Annotated in this window: 27 protein-coding genes; 3 read left to right on the top strand and 24 right to left on the bottom strand. The window is 60.1% G+C overall.

All coding sequences use genetic code 11. The annotated features are described in order from the left end of the window. Positions 1–21: 21 nt before the first annotated feature. The 17 genes from ACR3YK_RS11520 to ACR3YK_RS11440 form a co-directional block, all read right to left on the bottom strand. On the bottom strand, positions 22–873 hold the full coding sequence (locus ACR3YK_RS11520; RefSeq protein WP_486174999.1) for an ABC transporter permease: 852 nt from the start codon (positions 871–873) through the stop codon (positions 22–24). After that, the gene (locus ACR3YK_RS11515) at positions 860–1900 is read right to left on the bottom strand and encodes an aliphatic sulfonate ABC transporter substrate-binding protein (protein ID WP_486174998.1); all 1041 of its coding nucleotides are present in this window, start codon (positions 1898–1900) and stop codon (positions 860–862) included. The genes ACR3YK_RS11520 and ACR3YK_RS11515 overlap by 14 nt, the downstream gene beginning before the upstream one ends. A 47-nt stretch (positions 1901–1947) precedes the next feature. Beyond that, positions 1948–2769 carry an ABC transporter ATP-binding protein gene (locus ACR3YK_RS11510; protein WP_486174997.1) on the bottom strand — a complete coding sequence of 274 codons (822 nt, stop codon included), beginning with the start codon at positions 2767–2769 and terminating at the stop codon, positions 1948–1950. 91 nt (positions 2770–2860) lie between these two features. Beyond that, positions 2861–3274, bottom strand: a complete 414-nt coding sequence (nusB, locus tag ACR3YK_RS11505; protein ID WP_100388927.1) for a transcription antitermination factor NusB — start codon at positions 3272–3274, stop codon at positions 2861–2863. Next, complete coding sequence (efp, locus tag ACR3YK_RS11500; protein WP_486174996.1) at positions 3275–3838, bottom strand: elongation factor P; 564 nt, start codon at positions 3836–3838, stop codon at positions 3275–3277. A 71-nt stretch (positions 3839–3909) separates the two neighbouring features. Further along, entirely contained in the window at positions 3910–4365 is a 456-nt protein-coding gene (locus ACR3YK_RS11495) for a type II 3-dehydroquinate dehydratase (RefSeq protein ID WP_486174995.1), read from the bottom strand. A 26-nt stretch (positions 4366–4391) separates the two neighbouring features. Continuing rightward, positions 4392–5468 (bottom strand): 3-dehydroquinate synthase, encoded by a 1077-nt coding sequence (aroB, locus tag ACR3YK_RS11490; protein WP_486174994.1) that lies wholly within the window; start codon positions 5466–5468, stop codon positions 4392–4394. Beyond that, positions 5465–5974 carry a shikimate kinase gene (locus ACR3YK_RS11485; RefSeq protein ID WP_486174993.1) on the bottom strand — a complete coding sequence of 170 codons (510 nt, stop codon included), beginning with the start codon at positions 5972–5974 and terminating at the stop codon, positions 5465–5467. Before ACR3YK_RS11485 ends, aroB begins: the two co-directional genes overlap by 4 nt. Then, positions 5964–7169, bottom strand: coding sequence for a chorismate synthase (aroC, locus tag ACR3YK_RS11480; RefSeq protein WP_486174992.1), 1206 nt, complete (start codon positions 7167–7169; stop codon positions 5964–5966). Before aroC ends, ACR3YK_RS11485 begins: the two co-directional genes overlap by 11 nt. Before the next feature lie 43 nt (positions 7170–7212). After that, a complete protein-coding gene (locus ACR3YK_RS11475) occupies positions 7213–8097 on the bottom strand; it encodes a shikimate dehydrogenase (RefSeq protein WP_486174991.1) in 885 nt (294 codons plus the stop codon). After that, positions 8091–9587: an endolytic transglycosylase MltG gene (mltG, locus tag ACR3YK_RS11470; RefSeq protein ID WP_486174990.1), complete on the bottom strand. Its 1497-nt coding sequence runs from the start codon at positions 9585–9587 to the stop codon at positions 8091–8093. Before mltG ends, ACR3YK_RS11475 begins: the two co-directional genes overlap by 7 nt. A 3-nt stretch (positions 9588–9590) precedes the next feature. Continuing rightward, positions 9591–10052 carry a Holliday junction resolvase RuvX gene (ruvX, locus tag ACR3YK_RS11465; protein WP_486174989.1) on the bottom strand — a complete coding sequence of 154 codons (462 nt, stop codon included), beginning with the start codon at positions 10050–10052 and terminating at the stop codon, positions 9591–9593. A gap of 3 nt (positions 10053–10055) precedes the next feature. Continuing rightward, positions 10056–12710 (bottom strand): alanine--tRNA ligase, encoded by a 2655-nt coding sequence (alaS, locus tag ACR3YK_RS11460; protein WP_486174988.1) that lies wholly within the window; start codon positions 12708–12710, stop codon positions 10056–10058. Between the two features lie 50 nt (positions 12711–12760). Continuing rightward, positions 12761–12985 (bottom strand): hypothetical protein, encoded by a 225-nt coding sequence (locus ACR3YK_RS11455; RefSeq protein WP_486174987.1) that lies wholly within the window; start codon positions 12983–12985, stop codon positions 12761–12763. A 57-nt stretch (positions 12986–13042) separates the two neighbouring features. Continuing rightward, positions 13043–13405 (bottom strand): DUF948 domain-containing protein, encoded by a 363-nt coding sequence (locus tag ACR3YK_RS11450; protein WP_486174986.1) that lies wholly within the window; start codon positions 13403–13405, stop codon positions 13043–13045. A 117-nt stretch (positions 13406–13522) separates the two neighbouring features. Then, a complete protein-coding gene (gene rpsD / locus ACR3YK_RS11445) occupies positions 13523–14152 on the bottom strand; it encodes a 30S ribosomal protein S4 (protein WP_486174985.1) in 630 nt (209 codons plus the stop codon). Between the two features lie 253 nt (positions 14153–14405). Then, the gene (locus ACR3YK_RS11440) at positions 14406–15737 is read right to left on the bottom strand and encodes a replication-associated recombination protein A (RefSeq protein ID WP_486174984.1); all 1332 of its coding nucleotides are present in this window, start codon (positions 15735–15737) and stop codon (positions 14406–14408) included. Between the two features lie 152 nt (positions 15738–15889). On the opposite strand from ACR3YK_RS11440, the gene ACR3YK_RS11435 reads away from it, so the two are divergent. From ACR3YK_RS11435 to ACR3YK_RS11425, 3 genes are all read left to right on the top strand, one after another. Continuing rightward, positions 15890–16684 carry a peptidylprolyl isomerase gene (locus ACR3YK_RS11435; protein WP_486174983.1) on the top strand — a complete coding sequence of 265 codons (795 nt, stop codon included), beginning with the start codon at positions 15890–15892 and terminating at the stop codon, positions 16682–16684. 83 nt (positions 16685–16767) lie between these two features. Continuing rightward, positions 16768–17997, top strand: a complete 1230-nt coding sequence (locus ACR3YK_RS11430; RefSeq protein WP_486174982.1) for a DUF349 domain-containing protein — start codon at positions 16768–16770, stop codon at positions 17995–17997. 81 nt (positions 17998–18078) lie between these two features. Further along, on the top strand, positions 18079–18642 hold the full coding sequence (locus ACR3YK_RS11425) for a hypothetical protein (protein WP_486174981.1): 564 nt from the start codon (positions 18079–18081) through the stop codon (positions 18640–18642). Positions 18643–18649: 7 nt separating this feature from the next. Here ACR3YK_RS11425 and ACR3YK_RS11420 read toward each other — a convergent pair whose 3' ends face one another. The 7 genes from ACR3YK_RS11420 to ruvC form a co-directional block, all read right to left on the bottom strand. Further along, entirely contained in the window at positions 18650–20896 is a 2247-nt protein-coding gene (locus tag ACR3YK_RS11420; RefSeq protein ID WP_486174980.1) for a RelA/SpoT family protein, read from the bottom strand. 112 nt (positions 20897–21008) lie between these two features. After that, a complete protein-coding gene (secF, locus tag ACR3YK_RS11415) occupies positions 21009–22025 on the bottom strand; it encodes a protein translocase subunit SecF (RefSeq protein WP_486174979.1) in 1017 nt (338 codons plus the stop codon). Beyond that, on the bottom strand, positions 22025–23761 hold the full coding sequence (gene secD, locus ACR3YK_RS11410; protein WP_486174978.1) for a protein translocase subunit SecD: 1737 nt from the start codon (positions 23759–23761) through the stop codon (positions 22025–22027). The genes secF and secD overlap by 1 nt, the downstream gene beginning before the upstream one ends. Before the next feature lie 108 nt (positions 23762–23869). Next, positions 23870–24289: a preprotein translocase subunit YajC gene (locus ACR3YK_RS11405; RefSeq protein ID WP_486174977.1), complete on the bottom strand. Its 420-nt coding sequence runs from the start codon at positions 24287–24289 to the stop codon at positions 23870–23872. A 65-nt stretch (positions 24290–24354) separates the two neighbouring features. Beyond that, positions 24355–25389 carry a Holliday junction branch migration DNA helicase RuvB gene (ruvB, locus tag ACR3YK_RS11400; RefSeq protein WP_486174976.1) on the bottom strand — a complete coding sequence of 345 codons (1035 nt, stop codon included), beginning with the start codon at positions 25387–25389 and terminating at the stop codon, positions 24355–24357. Further along, positions 25389–26006 carry a Holliday junction branch migration protein RuvA gene (gene ruvA, locus ACR3YK_RS11395; RefSeq protein WP_486174975.1) on the bottom strand — a complete coding sequence of 206 codons (618 nt, stop codon included), beginning with the start codon at positions 26004–26006 and terminating at the stop codon, positions 25389–25391. Before ruvA ends, ruvB begins: the two co-directional genes overlap by 1 nt. Beyond that, positions 26003–26632: a crossover junction endodeoxyribonuclease RuvC gene (gene ruvC / locus ACR3YK_RS11390; protein ID WP_486176411.1), complete on the bottom strand. Its 630-nt coding sequence runs from the start codon at positions 26630–26632 to the stop codon at positions 26003–26005. Before ruvC ends, ruvA begins: the two co-directional genes overlap by 4 nt. Positions 26633–26634: the final 2 nt, after the last annotated feature.

Raw genomic sequence — 26634 nt, 5'->3', positions numbered from 1 at the left:
TTCACACTTCAGCACCGAGAGTTATGAGCCCCAGCGTTTGAGCAGAAAACGTTCGAGCACGCCAACCGCGGTATCGGTTAGTTTTCCCAGAACACCCAACAGGATGATCGTGAGGAACAGTCGGTCAATGCGTCCGTTTTGCTGCGAATCGACAAGCAAGAAGCCAAGGCCGAGCGAAGCGCCCAACAACTCCCCCGCCACGAGAAACAGCCACGCCTGTGCCAGCGCTAACCGCAGCGACGAGATCACTGCCGGCACAACGGCCGGCAGCTGAACCAGTCCGAGCAGCGCGGGGCCCGAATAACCGTAGCTTCGGCCCAGTTCGACCAGATGGGCATCCACATGGCGAAGTGCTGACGCCACTGTCGTGTACACCGGGAAGAAGGCGCCGATGGCGATCAGCGCAACCTTGGAATCCTCGTTGTAGCCGAGGTAGAGCCCGAGAAGGGGCACCCAAGCCAGAGAGGGCACCGCACGCAGAGCACCCAACGTGGGAGCAAAGAACTCTGACACGCGAGCCGAAAGCCCCACAACGGATGCCAACGCGAGGCCGACGCCCGACCCGATCACGAATCCTAGGAGCACCCGCTGGGTGGAGATCGCAACGTGTTGGTAGAGAACACCACGCTCGTAGAGGTCCACACCGGCTGCCCACACACTGAGCGGTGTCGGTAGCCGGTAGCTGGCGACAAGGCCCGAGGTGGCGATGAGTTGCCAGAGAGCGATCAGCGCCAGCGGAAGCACCGCGCCCAGGAGAAGAGGGCGACCCCAGCGTCGACGACGCGGTGTACTGGTTTCCACGGGTGCCGGAGCGGCCTCGACCTTAGTAACGACAGGCCGCTCTAACAGGCTTGACGGGCTATTCAGCGACACGGCTGGGGTCCGCACTGTCGACGTACGTCGTTTCAAACAGCGTCTCAAGAGCATCGTCGATCTGGGATTGCTCGGCAACGGCTCCCGAGTCAACGAAAATCGGACCAATCACACCGAGCACGTCGAGCTGCTTCTGTCCCGGAGCGGGGTCGATAGCCAAGTTCGTACGCTCCAGCAGTACCGAGTTAGCAATCGGGAGATCGATACCGGCGACATCCGCAAAGATCGCCGCAGCGTCATCCGGGTTCTCCGCAGCCCACTGCCGCGCCTTCTCATAGGCGTCGACGACTACTTGAGCCAGATCGGGAGACTTCTTCAGGAAGCTCTCCGTGGCGTTGAGGAAGCCATAGCTATTGAAGTCGGGGTTGTCGTACACGATGCGCGACCCTGCATTCACGACGGATGCGCTCATGAGCGGATCAAGGCCAGCCCACGCATCCACGGCGCCCGACTCCAACGCCGTCTTACCGTCCGCGTGCTGCAATTGAGTGATCGTGACCTCATCAAGCCCAATGTCGAACTCCTCAAGGGTCTGAAGCAAGAAGAAGTAGGGGTCGGTACCGGCATTCGCGCCGATGTTCTTGCCGCGCAGATCCTCGGCAGACTGAATGGGTGAGTCTGCGGCGACGACGATGGCAGACCAATTGGGCTGAGAGTACACGTCGACGGTCTTAATGGGCGAACCGTTGGCCCTCGCGAGCAACGCGGCAGAACCGGCTGTAGACCCGACATCCAGAGCACCCGCCCGCAAGGCGTCGTTTGCTGCGGCAGAACCGGATGACTGAAGCCATGTCACCTCAACGTCATCGCCGAGCGTCGATTCCAGCCACCCTTCTTCCTTAATGATCAAGCTGAGCGGGTTGTAGGTCGCAAAGTCGACCGCAAGGGTGTCGCTGCTCCAGCCACCCTCGTTATCCGTGGCTTCGGGGGCGAGACCTGAGCCTTCGCCCGCTACGCAACCGGAGAGTCCGAGGGTGAGCGCTACAGCGCCCGCGGTGAGAAGTGATGAAAGAGAACGGCGAGACATAATTTCCTTTAGGGGTGTGGGGAGAACAGTGAAAACGGGCGAGGGAGCTAACTGCTACTCGTCACCGGGAGGTGGTGGGTGGCGACGCCGAGACCCTCAAGCAGCTCAGCTCGCAATTCAGCAAGGTCTGCGCTGCCCCGGTCACGGGGGCGATGCCCCGGGACCGTCACGGTCGCGCGCACGCTAGAGACAGCATCCGCGGAATCGGCGGGGTTCGAACCCAAGAGGATGACGCGGTCGGCGAGGTAGAGCGCCTCGTCGACATCGTGCGTGACGATCACAATGGTCGCGGGCTCTGCGGCGTGGAGTTCCAGAAGCAGATCTTGCATCGCGAGCCGCGTCAGCGCATCCAAGGCGCCGAACGGCTCATCAAGCAGAAGCGCCCCTGGCTGGCGTGCCAGAGCGCGCGCGAGGGAGACACGTTGAGCCATGCCACCCGAGATCTCTCGAGGCCGCAAATGCGCAGACTCAGAAAGTTTGACGAGCTCCAGAAGATGCGACACGCGCGCGCGGTCACTTGCCGTACGACGAGTGCGCGGCAACCCAACCTCAACGTTGCGCGTAAGCGACCGCCAAGGAAGCAACCGAGGCTCTTGAAACGCGATCGCTGACCGCTCATCCAGCCCCGTTACAGGAGCGTCACCGATGGTGATGGAACCCGCGGTTGGGGTATCCAAGCCCCCGATGTGCCGCAATAGAGTCGACTTGCCGCAGCCAGAGGGACCAATGAGCGCAACGATCTCGCCCTGAGCAATCTCAAGCGAGACATCGTTGAGCACCCGGCGCTCGCCGAAACTACGAGCGAGGCCGCGGATGCTGACCGAGAGGGCATCAGAAGTGATGCTGTCGCGGAGGGAAAAAGAACTCATCCCTGAACGCTAAGACCCGGGTCACACGATGGCTACCGAGGTCGTAACGTAGCGTCACGCAATCGCGTAACGCTACGTCACATAAGAATGCCTATTCGAAGCTGGCCGCGATGCGACCAAGCAGTCCATTGATGAAGCCAGCTGAATCCTCTGTCGAATGAACCTTGGCCGATTCGACAGCTTCGGAAATAGCGACTCCCGCAGGAACCTCATCGTTGAACATGATCTCCCACAGGCCGATGCGCAGCAGCGCACGGTCGACTGCCGGCATCCGGTTCAACGGCCAGCCCTGCGAATACGTTTCGATGAGCTCATCGATTTCTTCGCCGTGCTCAGTGATACCTACGACGATGTCCTGCGCGTAAGCCCAGGCAGTGGCCCGTGCGGGTTCACCCATCGCACGCGTCGATTCTGCGGCGAGAGCAGCATTGATGCTTTCGCCGCGAACGTCTGCGCCATACATAACGTCAAGCGCGCGCTTACGCGCCTTGGTGCGAGCTCCCATTTAGTCGTTCACTCGACCGAGGTAGCTGCCATCACGGGTGTCGACCTTAACCTTGGTGCCCTGCTCAACGAACAGCGGTACCTGAATCTGATACCCGGTCTCGACCGTTGCCGGCTTACTGCCACCGGTCGAACGGTCGCCCTGCAGTCCAGGCTCGGTGTAGGTGATCTCCAAAACTACGGATGCCGGAAGCTCGACGTACAGTGGCTCCTGATTGTGCAGCGCGATTGTGACGTTCTGGTTCTCCAGCATGAAGTTGGCGGCATCGCCGACAGCTGCCTCGCTCAAGGTGATTTGGTCATAGTCACTCGTGTTCATGAACACGAAGTTCTCGCCGTCCTTGTAAAGGTACTGAAAGTCGGACCGGTCGACGGTCTCAGTCTCAATCTTCGCGCCCGCGTTAAAGGTGCGGTCTACGATCTTGCCCGTACGCACGTTCTTCACCTTGGTCCGAACGAATGCTCCGCCCTTACCCGGCTTGACGTGCTGGAACTCGATAACGGACCACAGTCCACCGTCCATGTTGAGAACGACGCCGTTCTTGATGTCAGCGGTAGAGGCCATTCGTAAATCCGTTTCTGTTAACGATCAAAAGCACGGCTATAACACCGCGGTGAAAAATCCAACGTTCGAGTCTAACCGAGTCGCCGCATAACTGCGTCGATCCCGAGAACGTAGGACTCAAAGCCGAAGCCCGCGATCACGCCAGTAGCCACACCCGAGATCACACTCGTATGGCGGAACTCTTCTCTCGTGTGCGGGTTCGTAATGTGAACTTCGATCAGCGGCAATCCAGCGCTGGAGACCTGAGCGGCCGCATCCCGCAGCGCGTACGAATAGTGCGTGAAAGCAGCGGGGTTCAGGATGACCGGCGCGCCAGCATCCACCGCTTCGTGCAGCCACGAAATCAGTTCGGTTTCGCTGTCTGTCTGGCGAAAATCGAGAGTGATGGATGCCGCGTTGGGCAGTGTCTGGGCGTGGGATTCAAGCTGAGCCTGAAGATCGACGAGCGTTCCCCCGCCGTACACATCGGGTTCTCTGCTGCCGAGCCGACCAAGGTTGGGCCCGTTAAGCACGAATACTGTAGTCACCGCTCCACTCTAGCGAGGCAGGCCCGCTAGACCCCGACTTCTTGGTACGCCGAGTACAACATTGCTTCGTCAGGACCGTTGAGCATCGAGGTGCGCCCTACAGCATCGAGAACCACGAAGCGGATCATTCCAGCACGGGCCTTCTTGTCCCGCTGCATGGTGGCGAGAAGCGTGTTCCAGCGGCCAAGCGGGTAGTCGATGGGAAGACTCAGAGATTGCAGGATGCTGCGATGGCGGTCAACGACCTCCGAGCTCAGCGAGCCAGCGAGGTGTGCGAGTTCTGCGGCAAAAACCATTCCCACCGATACCGCAGCGCCATGGCGCCAACGGTAGCGCTCGGCATGCTCGATGGCGTGGCCCAGCGTGTGGCCGTAGTTGAGCGTTTCGCGCAGACCGGTCTCTGTGAAGTCTTCTCCAACGACGCGAGCCTTGAGACCGATCGAGAGCTCCACGACGCGACGGAAGGAATCCGAGTGAGGATCGGTGACAGCATCCACATCAGCCTCGATCAGATCGAGGATCTCGGGCTCACCGATGAAACCGCACTTAACGATCTCGGCGAACCCCGCCAAGATCTCGTTGCGCGGGAGATCTTCGAGCACATCGAGATCGGCGACGACTGCGCTTGGCGCATAGAACGCACCCACGAGGTTCTTGCCCTCAGCGGTGTTGATTCCTGTCTTGCCTCCGACGGCGGCGTCAACCATGCCTGCGACGCTCGTCGGGCACTGAATGAGCTTCACGCCCCGCAGCCAGGTCGCGGCTACGAAACCGGCCAGATCGGTCGCTGCTCCGCCTCCGAAACCGATGACGGCATCCGTGCGAGTGAAGTCGGTTTGGCCCATGATCTGCCAGCAAAACGCGGCTACTTCGACGCGCTTGGCGTCTTCGGCGTCCGGAATCTCAGCCAGAAGGACTTCGTATTTCTCCGAGAGCGACTCGCGCAGTGCATTTGCGCGCGCACCGAGCGTCGGCGGGTGAATGATGAGCACCTTCGCTACCCGCGGGCCGAGCTGTTCCGAAAGCTGCGGCAACAGGCCACGTCCGATGAGAACGTCGTAGGGATTGGCGCCGGCGACCGGGATGATCGTGGTTTCAGTCATTGCTGTTGGGTTCCCAACCAGTCGGCGATTTCGCGCGCGACTTTTTCCATTGGCTTCAGTGAGGTGTCGATCGTGAGCGACGAAAGCTCGTCGTAGATCGGGCGTCGCGCTTCGACAAGCTTTTCCCATTCGTCCGCGTTCTTCGCGAGGGGACGCTTTGTACCGGCGATGCGCAGCCGAGCGGCTGCCTTGGACATCGTAAGTTGAACGACGCGATGCGATGCAAGGTCGGCGCGGGTCTCAAGGTTGAGCACAGCTCCCCCGCCCAGCGTGACGACAGCGGGCTCAAGCAAGGCATTCGCCACCGCTTCGCGTTCCCGTTCACGGAAATACTCTTCCCCGAACTCAGCGAAAAGCTCCGGGATCGGGCCGTGCGAGGCTACGACGACCTTATCGGTGTCGATGAGCGGCGCATCCAACATCTTGGCAAGTTTTTTGCCTGCCTTGGTTTTACCCGATCCGGGGGCGCCAATGATCACTACGAGGGCGCCGCCGTCATTCAGCACGGGACGCCTGAGTGGTGCTGAGCGAGTCCGGGATGGCCGCGACGTACGCGTCAAGATTACGTTTGGTCTCGCCGAGAGAGTCGCCACCGAACTTCTCAAGAACTGAGTTGGCGAGCGTCAGCGCGACCATGGCTTCAGCCACAACACCGGAGGCGGGAACCGCACACACGTCGGAGCGCTGGTGGTGAGCAACCGCCGCTTCTCCAGTCGCGACGTCGACGGTGCGAAGAGCGCGCGGAACCGTAGAGATTGGCTTCATCGCCGCACGAACCCGCAGAACGGTACCGGTGGTCATGCCACCTTCGATACCGCCAGCACGGTCGCTCAGTCGAGAGATGCCGTCATCGTCGCGAACGAGTTCGTCGTGCGCCACGGAACCGCGGCGTGCGGCGGTCTCAAAGCCGTCACCGACCTCGACACCCTTGATCGCTTGAATGCCCATGAGGGCCGCCGAAAGCTGAGCATCGAGACGACGATCCCAGTGGGTGTAAGAGCCCAACCCGGGAGGAAGACCGTAGGCAAGCACCTCAACGACGCCGCCGAGAGTGTCGCCATCTTCGTGAGCAAGATCGACTTCTGCGACCATGCGCTTGGAAGTTTCAGGATCGAAACACCGCAGCGGATCAGCATCCAGCGTCGCAACGTCGCCAGGCGCTGGCAGGGCACTACTTTCGGGCGAACGCACGGTGCCGATGGAGAGCGTGTGGCTCACCAGACGGATACCAAGCCCCTCGAGGAACGCGCGGGCGACAGCACCGAGTGCGACGCGCGCAGCGGTCTCGCGCGCACTAGCGCGTTCAAGGACATTGCGAGACTCGGCAAAGTCGTACTTCTGCATGCCGACGAGATCAGCATGACCAGGACGGGGGCGCGTCAACGCGGCACCACGTCCCTTCGGCAGCGTCTCCGGATCAACCGGGACAGGGCTCATGACGTCGACCCAGCGCGGCCATTCGGTATTGCCGATGCGCAGAGCGACGGGGCTACCCATCGTGAGTCCGAAGCGAATACCGCCGCTGAGAGTGAGCTCGTCCTGCTCGAACTTCATGCGGGCACCGCGGCCGTAGCCGAGAGTGCGACGCACCAAATCAGCCTGAATTTGTTCAGGAGAGATGGGAACGCCCGCAGGCATCCCCTCAAGAATTGCAACCAATTCGGGGCCGTGCGATTCCCCGGCCGTTAACCATCGAAGCATTCTTCAATCCTCCCACATCAGCGGAGGCGGCTTGTGCGCGTGACTACGAGTGATCGTGGCCGTGAGGTGCTTCGATAGCGGCGCGCATGGCATCGATAGCATCCGCTTCTCGATCCAGCGGAACATCGGCTGTGCCCGCCGCAAAGATACGCACCTGGGCGATCGCCTGATTGATCAGCAAATCGTGGCCAGAGATCACGGTACCGCCAACGTCGAACCAGCTTTGCGCAACCGCGCTCGGCCACGGGTCGTAGGCCACGTCAAACAGCGCCGCGGTTGTGCGGATGCTCTCTGAAAAACTCAGATCCATCGCACCGCCGGGAACCGTCGTGATGATGATCGTGGGAGCTTCGGTTTCTTCCGCCGCTTCCGCCCACTGCCGCAGCACCACTGTCGCCCCGAGGGATTCACCCAGCTGCTGCAGCGGGGCGGCCTTCTGAGGCGTACGCGCAAAGATCGTCACCGTTGTCGCACCCATCCGAGTCGCGGCGACGAGAAGTGAGGCAGCGGTAGCGCCTGCGCCGAGAATCCACACGCTATCGAGCTCAGAGAGACCAGCGTCAAGAAAGCTGCGCATCGCGCCTTCGACATCCGTGTTGTAGCCCTGAAGGCCTTCATCGGTCATGACGACGGTATTGGCGCCGCCTACGAGCTCGACCAGCGGATCTGCCCAATCGAGCAAGGGCACAACGTCCCTTTTGAGAGGCATCGTGAGAGAAAGACCACGCCAGCGACCGTCGAGCGCGGCCATGAAAGCGGGCAACGACTCCCCCGACAGCTCGACGGCATCGTATTCCCAGTCAAAACCAAGCGTGGCATACGCGGCACGGTGGATGACTGGGCTCAGCGAATGAGTGATGGGCGATCCCAACACAGCGAGCCGAGAACGCGCGGATGAGGTCTCGGCCTGTTCAGAACTGTCTAGCAATAGCTTCCATTTTCGTCACTCTCGGCACACCAGTCGCGCAGACGTTGAGCTGCAGCCTCGTGGTCGTCAACATTCGTTGTAAACACGGTTTCGCCCGTGGCGAGGTTGATCGGCACGAAGAACAGCCAGTCGCCCGCGGCGGGGTTAATAGCGGCATCGATGGCCAGTTCGCCCGGGAGGCCAATCGGTCCTACGGGAAGTCCAGGGTTCGCGTACGTGTTGTAAGGGTTGCTGGCGTCGGCGCGTTCGGCATCGGTCGTCCATACCGTGTGCAGATTGCCTGTTCCGTAGGCGACGGTCGCATCCGACTGCAGGAGCATGTCCTGATCGAGACGGTTATAGAACACCCGCGAAATCTTGTAGAAGTCGTCGGTGTTCGGGCCTGCCTCACGTTGCACGAGCGCCGCCATCGTAAGGATTCGGTAGCGATCCTCTACCGCCACCCCGGCGGCATCCAACTTCTCGTACATCGTGTTGACCATCAGATCGAGCACGGCATACGGGTCTTGACCGCCGTCAAGTTCGTAGGTTGCCGGGAAGAGGTAACCTTCGAGGCTGATCGCTTCGGCGGGCAGGCCGAAGTGCTCGAGGTCTTCGGAAGCTGCTTGCACCTCAGCCAACGGAATCCCGGTGGTCTCAGAGATGATCTCAAGCGCGTTCGGCAGAGTGGTGCCCTCGGTAATCAGCAACCGGTCAGTCACCTTGTTCTCTGGATCAAGCAACGCATCGAGTGCTGATTGCGCGCTCATCTCCTTCTGCAACGCGTAGTTGCCAGGGAAGAAGGCAGGATCACTCTCTTGTTCGAGCAAAAGGTCATAGAAAGCATCAAACGACATCGTGACACCAGCAACGTTAAGACTGCGAGCGATATCGGAGCCGATGTCGCCGGAGTTCACCGTAACGATGACTTCTTCTCCATTGCCCGAACCCTCAAAGTCGTTGGCGAGTTCCCAGCCCATAATTTCGCGGATCTTGTCTTCATAGTTGACCCAGCCGTATGCCGCAACACCAGCGCCGATTAGCGCAATGATGAGCAGCGGCAAGCCAATGATCAGGCCGAGTCGACGCTTCTTTCGCGGAGGATCCTGACGACGACCGCCACCAGCAGCAGCCGCCGCCGGCGCGGCCGCGTGATCGTCGCGAGCAGAATCCGTGCCCGCCGTCAGCTCTTCGAAAGTGACGAGCGATTCAGCTTCCCGTGCGGCTTGAGTCACCGCCGGCAACTGTGACGCCTGGTTCTGGTGAGCCTCGCGAGCTTCTTGAGCCGCGCGGGCCTCACGCCGGGTCATCGGCTGGCCGCTGCTCGGGGCTGCCGGGGCCTCACCCGCATTCCTCGCACCCGCTGGAGTGACCTGTTCTGCGTTCGAAGCGGCGGCGGATTCTTCAGGTGAACCCTCGGTGCCATGGGCGGCAGCATCGCGAGCCGATTTCGGCGCGCCCGCACCGGGTTGATCGCTGAAGATGTCGTCCCAGCTCGGTTCATCGGCCATGATTTACGATCCTTGCGTCGGTTCTACGAGTTCTCCCGGCGGTCGATCCGCCGAACGCTCGAAGTCGAGGGCATGTTGCAAAATTATAACGGCGGCAACCTGATCGACGACCGACCGTGAGTTCTTTGTCGTACGACCGGATGTCCGCAGCGCCGTCTGTGCCGACATCGTGGTCATCCGCTCGTCGACCAAGCGCACGGACACCTCAGAACGGTCCGCCAACTGTTGCGCAAACGCTCGCGCGTCCCCCGTGGATGCGGTGTCGCGCCCAGAGAGCGCGATGGGAAGGCCCACCACGATCTCCACAGCGTCGTACTCCACAGCCAACTTGAGCACACGCTTCACGCTGGCCTTGGCGCGCTGCACTGTTTCTACCGGCGTTGCCAGCATCCCATGAGGGTCGCTCCGGGCAACTCCCACTCGCACCGTGCCGACGTCAACGCCAATCCGGGTACCGGAACGCATCTACTACTCCGACAGTGTCGACAGAATTAGAGCGAGAGCATCCGGGATAGCGGCAGGGTTAGCGCCACCACCCTGCGCGATGTCGGGCTTGCCGCCACCGCCACCACCCAGTACGCCAGCCGCTGCCTTAGCCAAAGCGCCGGCAGCGAAGCCGTGAGCGCGCGACGCATCATTCGTAGCCACGATCACGGCGGGCTTTTCGCCAACGGTTGCCGCTAGCGCCACCACCGCCGCTTCGGAGCCAAGTCGTTCGCGAACAGACTGAACAAGACCACGCAGGTCGTCGGTAGAGGGCAGTTCGCCCACGTTCTCGACGACAGCCTTCACGTGGCCTGCCACCTGAGCCGCTTCGACGAGAGCAGGAACGCGCTGCGAAAGTTGACCGGCTTCGAGCTGAGCGATCTTTCGTTCGGCAGCCTTGAGGTTGGCCAGAAGCTCCGAAATGCGGTCGGGCAATTGTTCGCGCGGCGTCTTCAAGTTGGTGGTGAGCTCGCTCACGATGGCGCGCTCTGTCGCAAAGTTACGGAACGCATCCATGCCCACGAGAGATTCGATACGACGGTTTGCAGAGCCGACCGATGACTCTCCCACAAGCGAGATGAGGCCGATCTCCGACGAGCGCGCAACGTGGGTACCCGCGCAGAGTTCGAGCGACCAAGGGCCACCGATTTCTACAACGCGCACCGTGTCGCCGTACTTCTCGCCGAACAGCGCCATGGCACCAAGGTCCTTGGCATCGTCCAAAGCCATGATGCGGGTCGAGACCTCGAGGTTGTCGCGCACCGCAGTGTTCGCAACTTCTTCAATCTCGGTTTTTGTCTCGGTCGACAGTGCCTGCGACCACGAAAAGTCGAGACGCATATAGCCAGCTTTGTTGTACGAACCCGACTGGTGAGCGTCTTTACCCAAAATCTGGCGCAGCGCTGCGTGGATGACGTGGGTCGCCGAATGCGCTTGAGTAGCGCCGCGACGCCAGTCAGCATCCACGAGCGCACTCGCTGGATCTCCGACTCCGACCTCGCCGGCAGTGACGGTGACCTTGTGGCTGATGAGTCCCTTCACCGGACGCTGCACATCAAGGACCTCAAGGTGGAAGCTAGCGCCGACGATCGCTCCCGCGTCGGCTTCTTGCCCACCGGACTCAGCGTAGAGCGAAGTCTCAGCCAAGATCACTTCTGCTGTTTGACCCGTGGTCGCGCGGTTTACCGACACGCCATCAACAATGATGCCGATGACGCTGGACTCTGTTTCGAGATTCTCGTATCCGGTGAACGTTGTCTCGCCGAGCGCACGGAAGGCGCTGTACACGGAAAGATCGGCGAGGTGCTGCTTTTTCGAACTCGCATCGGCCTTGGCACGGTCGCGCTGCTGCTTCATGAGCGTGTCAAACGCCTCGCGGTCAACACTGAGGCCCGCCTCTGCCGCCATTTCAAGCGTCAGGTCGATCGGGAACCCAAAAGTGTCGTGCAAGAGGAAAGCGGTGTCGCTGGGAAGTTCAACGAGCCCCGATTGCTTGGTGTGTTCCACGGCACTATCAAGGATCGTTGTTCCGCTTGCGAGCGTTCGCAGGAAGGTCTCTTCCTCAGCCAAGACAATGCGCGATATGCGGTCATAGTCTTTCTCAACTTCGGGGTAAGCCGCCTTCATTGCATCGCGTGACGCGGGGAAAAGATCGGCGAACGTCGCACCTTCAACGCCGAGCAAGCGCATTGCCCGCACGGTGCGGCGGAGCAGTCGACGCAGCACATAGCCGCGGCCTTCGTTGCTGGGGGTCACACCATCCGAGATGAGCATGAGGCTTGAGCGAACATGATCAGCCACTACTCGCAGTCGAACGTCCGCATCGTGGTCATCTCCGTAGCGTCGACCGGAAAGTTCGGCTGCTTTGTCGAGCACCGGACGAACCTGGTCAATTTCGTACATGTTCTCGACGCCCTGCTTCAAGAACGCAACGCGCTCAAGACCCATGCCGGTGTCGATGTTTTGCTTGGGCAGCTCGCCAAGAATGGGGAACTGTTTGCCCTTGCCTTCGCCACGCAGGTACTGCATGAACACGAGGTTCCAGATTTCGACGTAGCGGTCGTCGTCGGTGGCGGGGCCACCGTCTGCACCATAGGCGGGCCCGCGGTCGAAGAAGATCTCGGAGCACGGCCCGGCGGGACCGGCCTGTCCGGTGGACCAGTAGTTGGTGTCCATGCCCAGACGTTGGATGCGCTCGTCGGGCAACCCTGCGGTCTCTTTCCAGTACGCCACAGCATCGTCGTCATCTTCGTACACGGTGACCCAGAGGTCTTCGGGACGGAACGCGAGTCCGCCTTCGTCTTCCGCGCTGGTGAGGAACTCCCACGCGAACTGAATAGCTTCCTTCTTGAAGTAGTCGCCGAAGGAGAAGTTGCCGTTCATTTGGAAGAACGTGCCGTGGCGTGGCGTTTTGCCAACCTCTTCAATGTCCAAGGTGCGAATGCACTTCTGAACGCTTGTTGCGCGATCGTACGGCGCGGGAACAAGCCCCGTCAGGTACGGGACAAACGGGACCATGCCGGCCACGGTAAAGAGCAATGTCGGGTCGTCACTGACGAGCGAAGCCGACGGCACTACGGTGTGGCCGCGCTCACCAAAATAGGTCAGCCAACGTTTCTGAATTTCTGCGGTTTGCATGGGATCCCCGGGGAACTAAATACTGCGGCCCAAGGGCCCTGATGGTGGTGCTAAGAACGCTTCGTGAACTCGGAAACCGCTTCTTCGACATCCGCTACGGCATCACGAAGCTCTGCTTCACGCTCACGGTAGCCTTCAACGACGGCACTCGTGAACTCGCGAGCCTTGGAGTCGACATCCGAGAAGAACTGCTTGCCCTCAGGAGTCTTGGCCACTTGATGTGCTGCCACGAACCCGACGGCAATTCCTGCGACGAAAAGGACTGCGCCTTTCATATTTCTCCTTCAGATTGGGGATACACGAACCGTATTAGTTTAGGTGGTCGAGCGGGCTCAGCGGCGGCTCTTAGGGCGAAGACCCAGAACAGCGGCACGAACGCCGGCGCTGAAGCCCGCGAGCTTGATCAGTGGGCCGCCAACCGTGGCCGCCCCAAGGGCGACCAGCGCCGAGATGTTGCCCGTCGTTTCTTCCACGTTGCGTGTGATCGCGTCGACCCGAGCGATCTGTCGATTGGTTTCCGAGATCGTCGTTGTCGCTTCGCTCAGCATGGGGTCAAGGTTGTCGCTCACGCCGCGAATGGCTGTGCTCGTCTCATCGAACACTTTGCCCAACTTCAGCAGTGGCACGGCCAGCAACCCGACCAAAATTGCGAACACTCCGGCCGCGATGAGCCCTGCGATATCTCCGCCAGTCATGGCTACTCCGATCACTCTGAAGAAATGTACATGTACACGCTATTCGACATTGGCATCGAACGGCGCCGGAAAACGAGAAAGGGCCGGAGCACATGCTCCGGCCCTTTCTTTCGCTAGTTAGCGTGCTGCGTAGTACTCAACAACGAGCTGAACTTCACAGGTCACAGGAACCTCGGCGCGCTTCGGGCGACGTACGAGACGTGCCTGCAGCTTGTCGAGCTCTACCTCGAGGTAGCCGGGGGTCTTGGGAAGAACATCAACGTGTCCGCCTGCTGCGGCGACCTGGAAGATTTCCATGCCTTCGCTGCGAGCCTTGACGTGCATGAGCTGCCCGGGCTTGACGCGGAACGAGGGACGGTCAACGAGCTGGCCGTCAACCAAGATGTGACGGTGAACGATCATCTGGCGAGCCTGAGCGGTCGTACGAGCGATCGCCGAACGAACGAGCAGTGCGTCGAGACGCATTTCAAGCTGCTCAACCAGGTTCTCACCGGTGAGGCCAGCAGTCTTGCGAGCTTCCTCGAACTGAATCTTCAGCTGAGCTTCGCGGATGCCGTACTGGGCACGTAGGCGCTGCTTCTCGCGAAGACGAACAGCGTAGTCGCTGTCCTGCTTGCGCTTGGTGCGGCCGTGCTCACCGGGAGCGTAGGGGCGCTTTTCGAGGTACTTAGCTGCCTTCGGCGTGAGGGCGATGCCCAGTGCACGCGAAAGGCGAGTCTTGCTACGGGTACGTGACTTAGTAGACACAGGATCCTTTTCGATTGATTCAAGTAAGAACAATCTGGTGATCACTCGCACGCGAACGCGCGTGCACAACACACCAGACGAAAGAAGAGGGATGACCCTAGGGAACCTGGTCGGCTACAGACCTGTGTTCCGCGATATTCGATTTCATTGCAGCCGCGCGCCGAAACCGTATCGTTGGGACACATAACTCTACCACGCCAAGCTCTGCCAAGCGACGAATCGCCACGCCTCAACCGCACGGCGTCGCGCTCGATCACTCGCCGCGAATAATCTCGCGCAGTTTGGCCAAGCGCGCCGACACTTCACGCTCGTTGCCGTTGTTCGTCGGCGTGTAATACTCGGTGCCTTTCAGCACGTCAGGAAGATACTGCTGCTTCACCACTCCGAACTCGGAATCGTGGGAATAGCGATAGCCCTTTCCATGCCCGAGACGCTTCGCCCCGGGATAGTGCGCGTCACGAAGAGGCTTCGGAACTCGACCGATCTTGCCGGCGCGTACATCGGCGATCGCGGCATCCAGAGCAGAGTAAGCAGCGTTCGACTTCGGCGCAGTCGCTAGATAGACGACAGCTTCGGCTAGCGGAATGCGGCCCTCGGGCATGCCGATGAGCTGCACGGCCTCGGCGGCGGCGACAGCGATGACGAGCGCTTGCGGGTCGGCAACGCCTACGTCTTCAGCAGCGCTGATGATCACGCGGCGCGCGATAAAGCGAGGGTCCTCCCCCGCTTCAATCATGCGAGCCAAATAATGCAGCGCCGCGTCGACGTCAGAGCCACGGACCGACTTAATGAACGCACTAATCACGTCGTAGTGCTCGTCGCCTTGCCTGTCGTATCGCAACAAGGCTCTATCGACCGCGTTGGCGACATGTTCAGCCGTCACCACGGCGGGTGAGGCCGCGTCATCGTCGTTGGCCGCCGAGACCGCGGATGCTTCGAGCGCCGTCAAGACTCGGCGCGCGTCGCCCGACGACAGCCGGATTAGCAGTGCGCGCGCCTCGGGGTCGAGCACGACCGCATCGTTAAGCCCGCGGGGGTCGCTGACCGCGCGGTCGACGAGTTCTCCAAGATCGGTGTCGTCGAGCTGGTTGAGCGTAAGGAGCAACGACCGCGACAGTAAAGGAGAAATCACGGAGAACGACGGGTTCTCGGTAGTGGCTGCGATAAGGATGACCCAGCCGTTCTCCACGCCAGGAAGCAACGCATCCTGTTGCGCCTTGGTGAAACGGTGAATCTCGTCAAGGAATAGCACCGTCGAAACGCCATAGAGGTCGCGAGCGGTCAACGCCTCCTCCATGGTCTGGCGAACATCCTTAACACCGGCGGTTACAGCAGAGAGCTCGACGAACTTGCGCTGCGATCCGCGGGCGATCGCCTTTGCAATGGTGGTCTTGCCCGTGCCAGGCGGGCCCCAGAGAATAATGGATGCCGAACCGTGGCTGCCCTCAGCATCCGAAGCCAAACGCATGAGCGGTGACCCCCGCTGCAGCAAATGCTTTTGGCCGACTATCTCGTCAATAGTGACCGGCCGCATGCGCACTGCGAGAGGTGTTGCTCCGCTGTGCAGAGATGCGGAACCGTCCATAAAGCAATCGTAATCGGCTGCACCGACCATCCGCACAGCACGCCCTCATTACGCGTGCTCGTCGTGGCGTTTGGTCGAGGTTCCCACCAGACCGTAAGGTTCATTGTGGCGTTCCTACGACAGCGGCGAAAACCGCGATTCTTCAAGGAGTAATGGTGGCATCCAGCAAGAAGCATTCACGCGAGCAACGAGAAGCTCGGGAACGACTGCGCCAGTACACGGCTCGTGCCTCGGTTCACGAAGCCACCATCGCACGACGCAAGCGCGACAACGTGCTCGCTGTCGGCGTGGGTCTCGTCATCATCGCTCTCGTCGCAACTGCTCAGGTCTTCTACTTCTCTTCGGGCCCCGGTATGCCAGAGCCAGCGCCGTCGTTCACCCCCGAAGCCGAAGCGACCGAACCCGGCAATATTGGCGACGTTCCCGATCTCACCCTTGCCGAAGCACGCACGTGGACCGGCGAACTGACGTTGAACGATGTCGTTCTCGGTGTCGAGCTCGACGGAGCCTCCGCGCCCCAAGCGGTATCGTCCCTCGTGGATTCCGCAGCCTCGGGCTACTACGAAGGCACCACATGCCACCGGATGGTCGACACCGAAACTGCCGGCCTCATTCAGTGCGGTTCACTCGATGGCACTGGCGCTAGCGACCCGAACTACGCATACGGCCCGATCGAGAATGCGGGAGTCGGCGGGTTCTACCCTGCCGGCACGATCGCCATGGCTCGTACCGGAGACGACGCGTTCTCCAACGGGCGACAGTTCTTCATCGTCTACAACGATGCAATCATTCCAGATGACAACGCCGGCGGATACAGCATCGTCGGTCAAGTCACCTCAGGGCTCGACGCTCTCCAATCAGAGATCGTCGCTGGCGGCATTGTGGATGATGCCCAAGACGGAGCACCAGTGATTGCCACAAGCATCACTGGCTTCACGATCCAGTAACAGCGTCAGCGACCGATAGCGCGGTTGTCCTAAGCTTGGGTGACCCGGCAGCGACTTCCGGCATAAGCAGCAAGGTGAAGTAATTGGCTACACAAGAGCAGAACGAGTGGGGATACGTTGACGAGACGGGTACCGTCTTCGTCCGAGAGGCAAACGGCGAACGTGCGGTTGGCCAGTATCCCGATGGAACGCCCGAGGAGGCTCTTGCCTACTTCACCAGGAAATACCATGAGTTGGCAGGTCAAGTGACTCTGCTCGAACAGCGGGTGAAGAACGGTGCACCCGCGTCCGATGTAGCGAAAGCTGTCGCAGCGCTCACCGAGTCAATCTCCACGGCCAACGCGGTTGGGGACCTCGCAGCACTTCACTCCCGTGTCGAATCGCTCGGCGGTTCGGTCTCCAAACTGACCGAAAAGCAAAGCGAAGAAGCAAAGGCCGCGCTGGCCGAGGCTATTGCCATTCGGAGCGCGCTCGTAGTCGAAGCGGAGACACTTGCCGCTGCAGATCCCGCCAAAGCGCAGTGGAAACAAGTTACCGCGCACATGGACGATATTTTTGCGCGCTGGAAGTCACATCAGGCCGAAGGACCTCGTCTCCCGAAGAACGAAGCCAATGAACTGTGGAAACGGTTCCGCGCTGCTCGCAGCACAATTGATACACACCGTCGAGCGTTTTTCGCCGAGCTCGACGCTGCACACAAAAAGGCTCGTGCCGACAAACAAGCTCTCGTTGAACAAGCCGAGGCGCTGGTATCGCAGGGTGCTGACGGCATCCCCGCGTATCGGCGGCTGCTTGACCAGTGGAAAGCCGCTGGCCGTGCTGGCAAGAAATTCGATGATGCGCTCTGGGCCAAGTTCAAGCAGGCTGGCGATGTTCTCTACGCTGCGAAGTCGGAAATCGATGCACAAGACAACGTAGAGTTCACCGCCAATTGGGAACTGAAAAAGGCGCTTCTCGAAGAAGCTGAACCGCTGCTCACCGCGACAGACCGCGTGCAGGCAAAGAAGGCACTGCTTTCGATCCAGAAGCGTTGGGATGAGATCGGTAAGGTTCCTCGCGACAAGATTAAGGTTGCCGAGGAACGACTGCGCAAGGTCGAGGCCGCTGTTCGCAAACTCGACGAAGATCACTGGAACAAAAACAACCCCGAACGCCAAGAGCGTTCCGAGGGCTTCGTCGGGCAGCTCAACGAAGCAATCCAAAAACTTGAAGCGGAACTTGCCGAGGCCAAGTCCACCAAGGATGCGAAGAAGATCGCCGCCGCCGAGGACGCGCTTAAGGCTCGCAAAGCCTGGCTGGGCGCCCTCAAGTAATCATCTGTCCACAGGGTTCCGATTCTCCACCGAACCAGATTCTGTCGGCCGAGGCCGCCGCTGCGGACGCACCATTGAGGTATGACACCTCGATTGCCCTCCGTCCTCAGTGCTCGCGACTTGCCTCTGGCAGAGTTGCAGTGTGCAACCCTCGATGGCGAGCTGTACCCCCTCGACAGTTGCTTTTGCCCGATAGACGAGTTCGACACGATTCACTTGCGTGCCCGGGCTCTCGCTGTCGTCCTTGACCGCCGAATTATCGCGGAACGGATGACCGCAGCATGGGTGTGGGCCGCCTCGCCGCAGCCCCCGGTACGGCATGAGTTGTGCGTGGACATCGGTGCGCGGATGCGGCCGCACGGTACTCTCAACGCGGTAGTACGAGAAGTGGTCATTGGCACGGAGGACATTGATACGGTCTCCGGCATCAACGTGACCTCTCGACTACGAACGGTGCTCGATATTGCTCGCTTCAGCGAACCCTTCGGGCCTCGCGAGAAAACCGCGGTCAGCACCCTAATGGCGGACGGCGGATTCGGGTACGAGGAGTGCGCTACCGTTTTGAACGCACGCCGAAACTTGCCCCAAAAGCGCGTCGCGCTCGAGCGACTAGCGGCGCTGGGCAAACCAGCGACCGCGGCGTGACAGCCTCTTAGCCGCTGTTCACGCGGTAAACGTCGTAGACAGCATCCACGCGACGTACCGCGTTGAGCACACGGTCGAGGTGCGTTGTGTCGCCCATCTCGAACACGAACTTGCTGATCGCAAGCCGAGCCGTCGAGGTGTTCACTGTCGCTGACAGGATATTGACGTGCGTTTCGCTCAGCACCTTGGTGATATCAGAGAGCAGTCCTGCGCGGTCGAGGGCTTCCACTTGAATTTGCACCAAGAAAAGGCTCTTCGATGTAGGTGCCCACTCGACGTCGATCATTCGCTCTGGCTCATCCAAGAGCGACTGGACGTTCTTGCAATCGTCTCGGTGGACAGAGACGCCCGCGCCGCGAGTGATGAAGCCAACAACACCGTCGCCGGGAACTGGAGTGCAGCACCGTGCGAGTTTCACGAGGATGTCAGGCGCTCCGCGAACGAGAATGCCGGAATCTGAGTGCTTGTACGGGCGCAACTTACCTGCAGCGGGGAACGTGAGCTCGCCGTCGTCTTCTTCCGTGCTGCTACTGAGCGAACCGACGAGCTTTTCGATGACCGACTGAGTCGAGACATGCCCTTCGCCGACTGCTGCGTACAGAGCCGAAACATCTTCGTACCTCATGTTGGCGGCGAGCTCGGCAAAAGACTCCTGGCTCATGAGCTTTTGAAGCGGCATATTTTGCTTGCGCATCGCACGAGCAATCGCGTCTTTACCCTGCTCGATAGCTTCGTCGCGGCGTTCTTTGGTGAACCACGCTCGAATCTTATTGCGAGCTCGGGTGCTCTTGACGAACCCTAGCCAGTCCTGGCTGGGCGCAGCATCCGGACTCTTCGACGTGAATACCTCCACGGAATCGCCACTGGTGAGAGCAGTCTCCAGCGGGACGAGCCGGCCGTTGACCTTAGCGCCCATGGTGCGATGACCAATTTCGGTATGCACGGCGTACGCAAAGTCGACGGGAGTTGCACCCGCAGGTAGCCCAATAACCTTGCCCTGCGGCGTGAACACGTACACCTCTTTGGCGCCGATTTCGAATCGCAGAGATTCGAGGAATTCGCTGGGGTCAGAGGTCTCCGCTTGCCAGTCAGTAATGTGCGCGAGCCAAGCCATGTCATTGTCCGCGGGGCCGGACTCCACTGCCTTGCCCGCAGCACGGTCTTTATACTTCCAGTGCGCCGCGACACCGAACTCTGCGCGGTGGTGCATTTCATTCGTTCGAATCTGGATTTCCACGGCACGCCCCTGCGGACCGATTACGGTGGTGTGAAGCGACTGATAGAGATTGAACTTCGGCGTTGCGATGTAATCCTTGAAGCGGCCAGGGATTGGATTCCAGCGGGCGTGTATCGAGCCGAGGACGGCATAGCAATCGCGCACCGAGTTGACCAAAACCCGAATGCCTACGAGATCATAAATCTCGTCGAACTCGCGACCGCGCACGATCATCTTCTGGTAAATCGAGTAGTACTGCTTCGGCCGGCCCGCTACGACGCCCTTGATCCGGGACGATCGTAGGTCATCCTTCACGGAAGCGATGACCTGTTTGACGAACTCGTCGCGCTGTGGAGTCCGTTTGGTAACGAGACTTTCAATTTCGACGTAGATCTTCGGATGCAGCACCGCGAAAGAAAGATCTTCAAGTTCGAGCTTGATCGCTTGAATACCGAGGCGGTGCGCGAGCGGCGCGTATATCTCTAGAGTCTCTTGAGCCTTGCGTGATGCGGACTCACGAGGAACGAAGCCCCACGTGCGCGCGTTGTGGAGGCGATCGGCAAGCTTGATCACCAGCACGCGGATGTCCTTCGACATCGCGACGATCATCTTTCGTACGGTCTCAGCTTGGGCACTGTCTCCGTACTTGACCTTGTCGAGTTTCGTCACGCCATCCACGAGCATCGCGATCTCATCGCCGAACTCGAGGCGCAGCTCGTCGAGCGAGTAGGCCGTGTCTTCGACGGTGTCGTGCAGCAGTGCTGCCGCAATTGTTTTCTCACCGATTCCCAGTTCCGCAAGAATCTGCGCAACAGCGATCGGATGAGTGATGTACGGCTCGCCGCTCTTTCGCTTCTGGCCATCGTGAGCTCGAAAAGCCGCAGCATAGGCGCGCTCGATAAGCGCAAGATTCGCCTTCGGATGGCTCGTCTTTACCGTGCGCAGTAGTTTCTCGACGGAACCCGCCGGCTGAGCTCGAGAGAACAGGCGCGGAAGTAGCGCACGAAAAGAAGCTGATGACTGTTGCGCTTCGCTCATCCCTCCACCCCCTAGCTCGATTCTAGGTAGTATTCGGGGCGAGCGAGGACACAGTCGTTCAGGGCGGACTCAACCGCCTGCGAACGCACACACTGCCGTTCGCCCATCGTGGTTACTTGTTGCCCTTGTCAGCGGCGCGGGCAGCCGTCAGTCGCTTCGTGCGACTGAGGATCTCTGGCTCGTTCTGACGGAACTGCGCGTACAAGGGGGCCGCGATGAAGATGGTCGAGTACGTGCCGACGACGATACCGATGAACAGAGCTAATGCGATGTCGCGCAGGGTGCCTGCGCCCAGAACATACGCGCCAATGAAGAGGATGGCGGCAACCGGGAGCGCTGCAACAACTCCGGTATTGATCGATCGAACAAGCGTCTGATTGACAGCCAAGTTGACAGATTCTGCGAAAGTTCGACGAGATTCTGAGCCATCTTCCGATGTGTTCTCCCGAATCTTATCGAAGACCACCACGGTGTCATAGAGCGAGAATCCGAGGATCGTAAGGAAGCCGATGACCGCAGACGGGGTGATCTCGAAACCGAAGATTCCGTAGACTCCCGCCGTGATAACGATGTCGTGAAGCAGCGCGATCATCGCCGCGATAGACATCTTCCACGTACGGAAGTAGATCGCCATCATGATGGCAGCAAGGGCGATGAACACAACGAGCGCGCGCAGGGCAGATCCAGTGATGTCAGCGCCCCACGACGGACCCACGAATGACGCAGCGACGAGGTCCACGTCAACATCGAAGGCACCCGCAAGCGCGTCACGAACCTGGTTGGACTCGTCTGTCTCGAGTTGCTCGGTCTGAACGCGCAACGAGCTTGTGCCAATGACGGTAACTTTAGGTTCCGCGTCCCCGACGACACTGATCACAGTCTCGGTTGCGAGGTTCTGCGCTTCAACACTCGTCTCAGGGTCGGTGAGTGCCTCGACGGAATCGATTTGGAATTGCGAACCACCGGTGAACTCGATGCCGAATACGTAACCGCCGCGTAAGGCTGGAATGACGATCGAGAGAGTGACCAGAACGGCGGCGAGGACATACCAGATCTTGCGGCGACCGATGAAGTTGATCGAGACATCGCCGGTGTAGAGGTCGTTGCCAAACTTAGAGAAGCTAGCCATCAGGAGTCCTTTCCATCTGAACTGGAATCCTGGGCATCGCCCGCCAGCTCAGCAGCTTTACGTTCAGCAATTGTTTGACGGCGAGCAGCTTCGCGACTTGCCCCGGCCTTGTTCTTTGCCGCCACCGGCGTGCGGAACTGTGCACGCCCACGGTAGACAGCACCCAGAGCATTGGGATCTAGACCGCTCAGCGGGTGTCCGCTCGAGAAGAATCGTGTAGTCGCCAACAGCTGCAACATCGGATGAGTGAACAGCACCACGACCAAAACGTCAATAACGGTCGTGATGCCGAGGGTGAGCGCGAAACCGCGCACGTTGCCCACTGCAAGGATGAAGAGAACGACAGCCGAAAGAAGGTTGACCGCCTTTGCGGCAAAAATCGTGCGCAGCGCACGTTTCCAGCCCGCTTCAACAGCCCCTGTCAGCGAACGTCCATCGCGCAACTCGTCGCGAATTCGTTCGAAATACACGATGAACGAGTCGGCCGTGAAACCGATAGCGACAATCAAACCGGCGACACCGGCCAGAGACAGACGGTATCCATGACGCCAAGAGAGATACGCAATCACGAGGTAGGTGAGGACACCGGCCACAATCAGTGATGCCACGGTGACCAGACCAAGGAGGCGGTATTGGAAGAGCGAGTAGATGACCACGAGCAGCAAACCAATAAGACCCGCAATAAGACCCGAGTTCAACTGCGCGGTACCGAGCGTGGCAGAGATGTTCTCTCTGCTCTGAACCTCAAAGCCGATCGGAAGCGCACCGAACTTCAACTGATCAGCCAGAATCTCCGCTGACTCCTGCGTGAAGCTTCCCGAAATCTGCGGATTACCTCCGGTGATGATGCCCTGAGTGGTTGGTGCCGAAATCACTTGGCCGTCGAGAACGATTGCGAAGCGGTTGCGAGGATCAGTTTGGTCGAAGCCGAAGAGACGGGTCGTCATTTCGGCGACCTCGGTTGTTCCCTCAGCATTGAATGTCGGAAACACTCCCCACTCGCCTGTACTAAAGCCCTGAGAGTTGGATACCAAGCCAGCGGAAGCATCGGTGATGGTACTGCCCTCGACCTCAACTGGGCCGAGGATGTACTTGAACGAACCGTCGGCTTCGCATGTGATCAGCGCTTCATCCGCCGGCGCGACGGTGAAGTTGTCGAGCGACGAGCAATCAAAGTTGCTGTACTCATCAAACAGAGCTTCAGTAATCCAGTTCAAGTCGCTGGCGTCGGTCGGCGCCGCTGTAGGAGTAGTCGCGAGCGTGGGCTCGGGAGTGGCTGTCTCGCCCTCCGGGGAATCCGTCGCGGCCGGATCGGGTGTCTCTTCCGCGGTGGCAGTGCCCGCGACCTCGGTATAGAGCACCGGACGGAACTCGAGCTTGGCCGACGCTTGAATGCGCTTGAGAGTTTCATCGTCCGGAGTGCCGGGAATTGAAACCACCACGTTGCGGTCGCCCTGCGTCGTCACTTCAGCTTCAGCTACACCACTTGCGTCGACGCGGTCACGAATAATGGAGACTGCCTGAGCAAGCTGCTCCCCCGTTACGGTCTGGCCGCTTTCGAGCTGCGGGGCGAGAACGATTTGCGTTCCGCCCTGAAGGTCAAGGGCGAGCTTGGGAGCCCAGGATGCCGTACCGAAGATGGAGCCAGCGCCAACTGAGACGGTGAATCCCACCGTGATTGCTGTGAGCCAGACTATGGCCCGCCAGGCGTTCTTCACAGGGGTTGTTCTTGCCACCTATTTGACTCAGCTTTCTTGACAGAGCAGTGCAGAATCGCACGCCGTTGGACAGCCACCCTCGGGTAGGACGACTCTCAACACTAGTGGGTTACGAGCGACGTGCCTCTACTTTGAGGACTTATCGTCCTTCGAATCGGAGAGCTCGTCTAATTCCGGCGTTTCAGAGCCGGGCGAGTTGTTTGCTGCGGCCTCGCGCTCTGCGGCCTCGCGGTTAGCGATTTCCATTGCTTCTTCAACGGAACGAGGTGTTCCGTCCTCCACGGCGTCCTCGGTGACCACTTTCGCCAGTGTCTGGCTGTGCACCTTGACGATGACGCCCTTGCTGATCTCAATCTCAGCTTCATTCTTGGCAGTGTCCATCGTGATGAGCGTTCCGAAGAGGCCGAAATTCGTCATGACTTCTACGCCAGGAACCATCTGATCGCGAAGCTCTTCGAGCTGCTGCTTACGCTTGCGGCTGTTGCGGAACATGAAGAAGATGAGAACGCCGAGAATGGCGAGCATCGCGAGAGAAAGCGGATCCATAAGGTACCTTTCGGTTGGTCTGTGGGCCTGGCGCTCAAGCTGAGGCGCGTATTAAGCCAGTAAAACTATAGTTCATCGCTAGCCGGGCTCGAATTCCTGTCGGTCATCCCGAAATGATCCCACGCCGCCCGAGTCGCTACCCGTCCGCGCGGCGTGCGGGTGAGCAACCCAATGCGTACGAGAAACGGCTCGACAACCGACTCGACAGTCTCAGCCTCTTCGCCGACAGATACCGCCAAAGTGCTGAGGCCTACTGGTCCGCCGTCGAAGCGTTCGAGCACAGTCATCATGACCGCCCGGTCGAGGCGGTCGAGTCCCCGTTCGTCAACGTCGTAAAGTTCAAGCGCAGCACGCACAGCATCCTTGCTCGCGACCGTTTCGTTGACAAGCGAATAGTCGCGGACGCGTCGCAGCAATCGGTTAGCGATACGGGGAGTGCCCCGGCAGCGCCCGGCAATCTCCGCGACGGCCTCTTTATCGATGTCAAGATCGAGCATCCCTGCCGTGCGCGCAATGACGCGCTCTAGCTCGGCCTCGTCGTAGAACTCAAGGTGAGCGGTAAACCCGAAGCGATCGCGGAGCGGATTAGGAAGCAGCCCCGAGCGGGTGGTCGCACCGACCAGAGTAAAGGGAGCGATCTCCAGAGGGATCGATGTCGCTCCGGCCCCCTTGCCAACCATGATGTCGATTCTGAAGTCTTCCATCGCGAGATAGAGCATCTCTTCGGCGGAGCGCGCCATGCGGTGGATTTCGTCGATGAAGAGTACTTCGCCGGGCAGCAGCGAGGACAGCACTGCCGCAAGATCCCCAGCGTGTTGGATCGCGGGGCCGCTCGAGAGTCGCAAAGGCCGCTCGCTCTCATGGGCGACAATCATCGCGAGCGTCGTCTTGCCCAGGCCAGGAGGCCCGGCGAGAAGTATATGGTCGGCAGTGCGGTTCTGGATCGCCGCAGCGCGCAGCAGAAGCTGCAGTTGGCCGCGTACCTTGGTTTGACCAACGAACTCGGCGAGAGAGGCCGGTCGCAACGCTCCCTCGAACGCGAGTTCGGCATCCGACTCAACTGTCGGGTTTGCCACCACTTCCTCGCCGTTGTCGAACATTAGGAACCCGCCTTGCCACTGCGCGAACCGACAAGCAAGATCGCCCGGCGAAGAATCGCTTGAACGTCGTTAAACTCCGCCGCGCTCGCATCACGCAGTGCACTCTCGGCAGCCGGTTGAGCGAGCTTTTCGGGCCAACCCAGACCTTGCAACGCCATCGACACCTGCTCAGAAACCGAGTTAGCGCGAACGGAGGCTGCTCCAGGCTGACGCGTCGGCACGACAAGTTTGCCGGCCAGGTTCAGCACGATGAGCTTGGCAGTTTTCGGGCCGATACCCGAAACCTTGCGAAAAGCAGAGTCCTCTTCTTCAGTGACAGCGCGAGCAACGTCATCGGGTGAAAGCGCAGCAAGAACCCCCATCGCACTCTTTGGGCCGACGCCGGTGACTCCCCGCAAGAGGTTGAACACCTCAAGCTCCTCGGATGACCGGAAGCCGTACAGGGCAAGGTCGTCTTCGCGCACGATGAGCGCGGTATTGACTTGGGTTTCAGAACCTACTCGCACCGACAGGGCGTGCTCGGGGGTAACGCTCACACTGAGCCCGACTCCCCCAACTTCGATAACGAGTGAGGTTCCGACCGCGGCGAGAACGGTGCCACGAAGGGAAGAAATCATAAGTTCAGCCTACGAGCACCCGCCGACTTCTCTGCTGACCGCCACGCCTCCTGGGCGGGGGTAAGACCGGAGCTGCTGGACGACGCGGGGGACGAACGAGGCCCGCCAGCGAGAGCATCAGCGGCGGATGCACGGGGCGGCACGGAGAATGCCGGACCAGTCCTCCACGCACCGCAGATCGCTAGAGCACAGGCATCTGCGGCATCCGCTGGTGTGGGCGCCTCGGCTAGACCGAGAACCCGGGCAACCATGGTGCCCACTTGCTTCTTGTCAGCTCCACCGAATCCCGTGATTGCACGCTTGACCTCTGTCGGAGTGTGTAGCGAGACAGAAAGACCCCGGCGCGCAGCGACATACATCGCGACGCCACTGGCTTGAGCAGTTCCCATTACGGTGCTGAGATTGTTCTGCGCGAAGACTCGCTCGAGCGAGAGCTGCGTTGGCTCGTACTGGCCGATCACCGCGTCAATACCTTCGCCGATCACCCTTAGTCGCTCTTCAAGCGCCATCTCTGGCGGCGTACGAACGACACCGACATAGACGAGCGTTGCCCGCCGATTGGGAGCGACGTCGACTACTCCGACACCACAGCGCGTGAGACCGGGATCAATCCCGATCACCCGCAGTG

It is taken from the genome of Salinibacterium sp. 10G20-15 (assembly GCF_057365065.1).
This window is presented reverse-complemented; position numbering and strand designations above follow the sequence as displayed.

What these genes read in the sequence shown, in the direction of transcription:
- ACR3YK_RS11515 (WP_486174998.1), bottom strand. Translation starts at nt 1,900, where the DNA reads ATGTCTCGCCGTTCTCTTTCATCACTTCTCACCGCGGGCGCTGTAGCG.
- ACR3YK_RS11510 (WP_486174997.1), bottom strand. Translation starts at nt 2,769, where the DNA reads ATGAGTTCTTTTTCCCTCCGCGACAGCATCACTTCTGATGCCCTCTCG.
- nusB (WP_100388927.1), bottom strand. Translation starts at nt 3,274, where the DNA reads ATGGGAGCTCGCACCAAGGCGCGTAAGCGCGCGCTTGACGTTATGTAT.
- efp (WP_486174996.1), bottom strand. Translation starts at nt 3,838, where the DNA reads ATGGCCTCTACCGCTGACATCAAGAACGGCGTCGTTCTCAACATGGAC.
- aroB (WP_486174994.1), bottom strand. Translation starts at nt 5,468, where the DNA reads ATGACTGAAACCACGATCATCCCGGTCGCCGGCGCCAATCCCTACGAC.
- aroC (WP_486174992.1), bottom strand. Translation starts at nt 7,169, where the DNA reads ATGCTTCGATGGTTAACGGCCGGGGAATCGCACGGCCCCGAATTGGTT.
- mltG (WP_486174990.1), bottom strand. Translation starts at nt 9,587, where the DNA reads ATGGCCGATGAACCGAGCTGGGACGACATCTTCAGCGATCAACCCGGT.
- ruvX (WP_486174989.1), bottom strand. Translation starts at nt 10,052, where the DNA reads ATGCGTTCCGGTACCCGGATTGGCGTTGACGTCGGCACGGTGCGAGTG.
- alaS (WP_486174988.1), bottom strand. Translation starts at nt 12,710, where the DNA reads ATGCAAACCGCAGAAATTCAGAAACGTTGGCTGACCTATTTTGGTGAG.
- ACR3YK_RS11455 (WP_486174987.1), bottom strand. Translation starts at nt 12,985, where the DNA reads ATGAAAGGCGCAGTCCTTTTCGTCGCAGGAATTGCCGTCGGGTTCGTG.
- ACR3YK_RS11450 (WP_486174986.1), bottom strand. Translation starts at nt 13,405, where the DNA reads ATGACTGGCGGAGATATCGCAGGGCTCATCGCGGCCGGAGTGTTCGCA.
- ACR3YK_RS11440 (WP_486174984.1), bottom strand. Translation starts at nt 15,737, where the DNA reads ATGGACGGTTCCGCATCTCTGCACAGCGGAGCAACACCTCTCGCAGTG.
- ACR3YK_RS11435 (WP_486174983.1), top strand. Translation starts at nt 15,890, where the DNA reads ATGGTGGCATCCAGCAAGAAGCATTCACGCGAGCAACGAGAAGCTCGG.
- ACR3YK_RS11425 (WP_486174981.1), top strand. Translation starts at nt 18,079, where the DNA reads ATGACACCTCGATTGCCCTCCGTCCTCAGTGCTCGCGACTTGCCTCTG.
- ACR3YK_RS11420 (WP_486174980.1), bottom strand. Translation starts at nt 20,896, where the DNA reads ATGAGCGAAGCGCAACAGTCATCAGCTTCTTTTCGTGCGCTACTTCCG.
- secF (WP_486174979.1), bottom strand. Translation starts at nt 22,025, where the DNA reads ATGGCTAGCTTCTCTAAGTTTGGCAACGACCTCTACACCGGCGATGTC.
- ACR3YK_RS11405 (WP_486174977.1), bottom strand. Translation starts at nt 24,289, where the DNA reads ATGGATCCGCTTTCTCTCGCGATGCTCGCCATTCTCGGCGTTCTCATC.
- ruvB (WP_486174976.1), bottom strand. Translation starts at nt 25,389, where the DNA reads ATGTTCGACAACGGCGAGGAAGTGGTGGCAAACCCGACAGTTGAGTCG.
- ruvA (WP_486174975.1), bottom strand. Translation starts at nt 26,006, where the DNA reads ATGATTTCTTCCCTTCGTGGCACCGTTCTCGCCGCGGTCGGAACCTCA.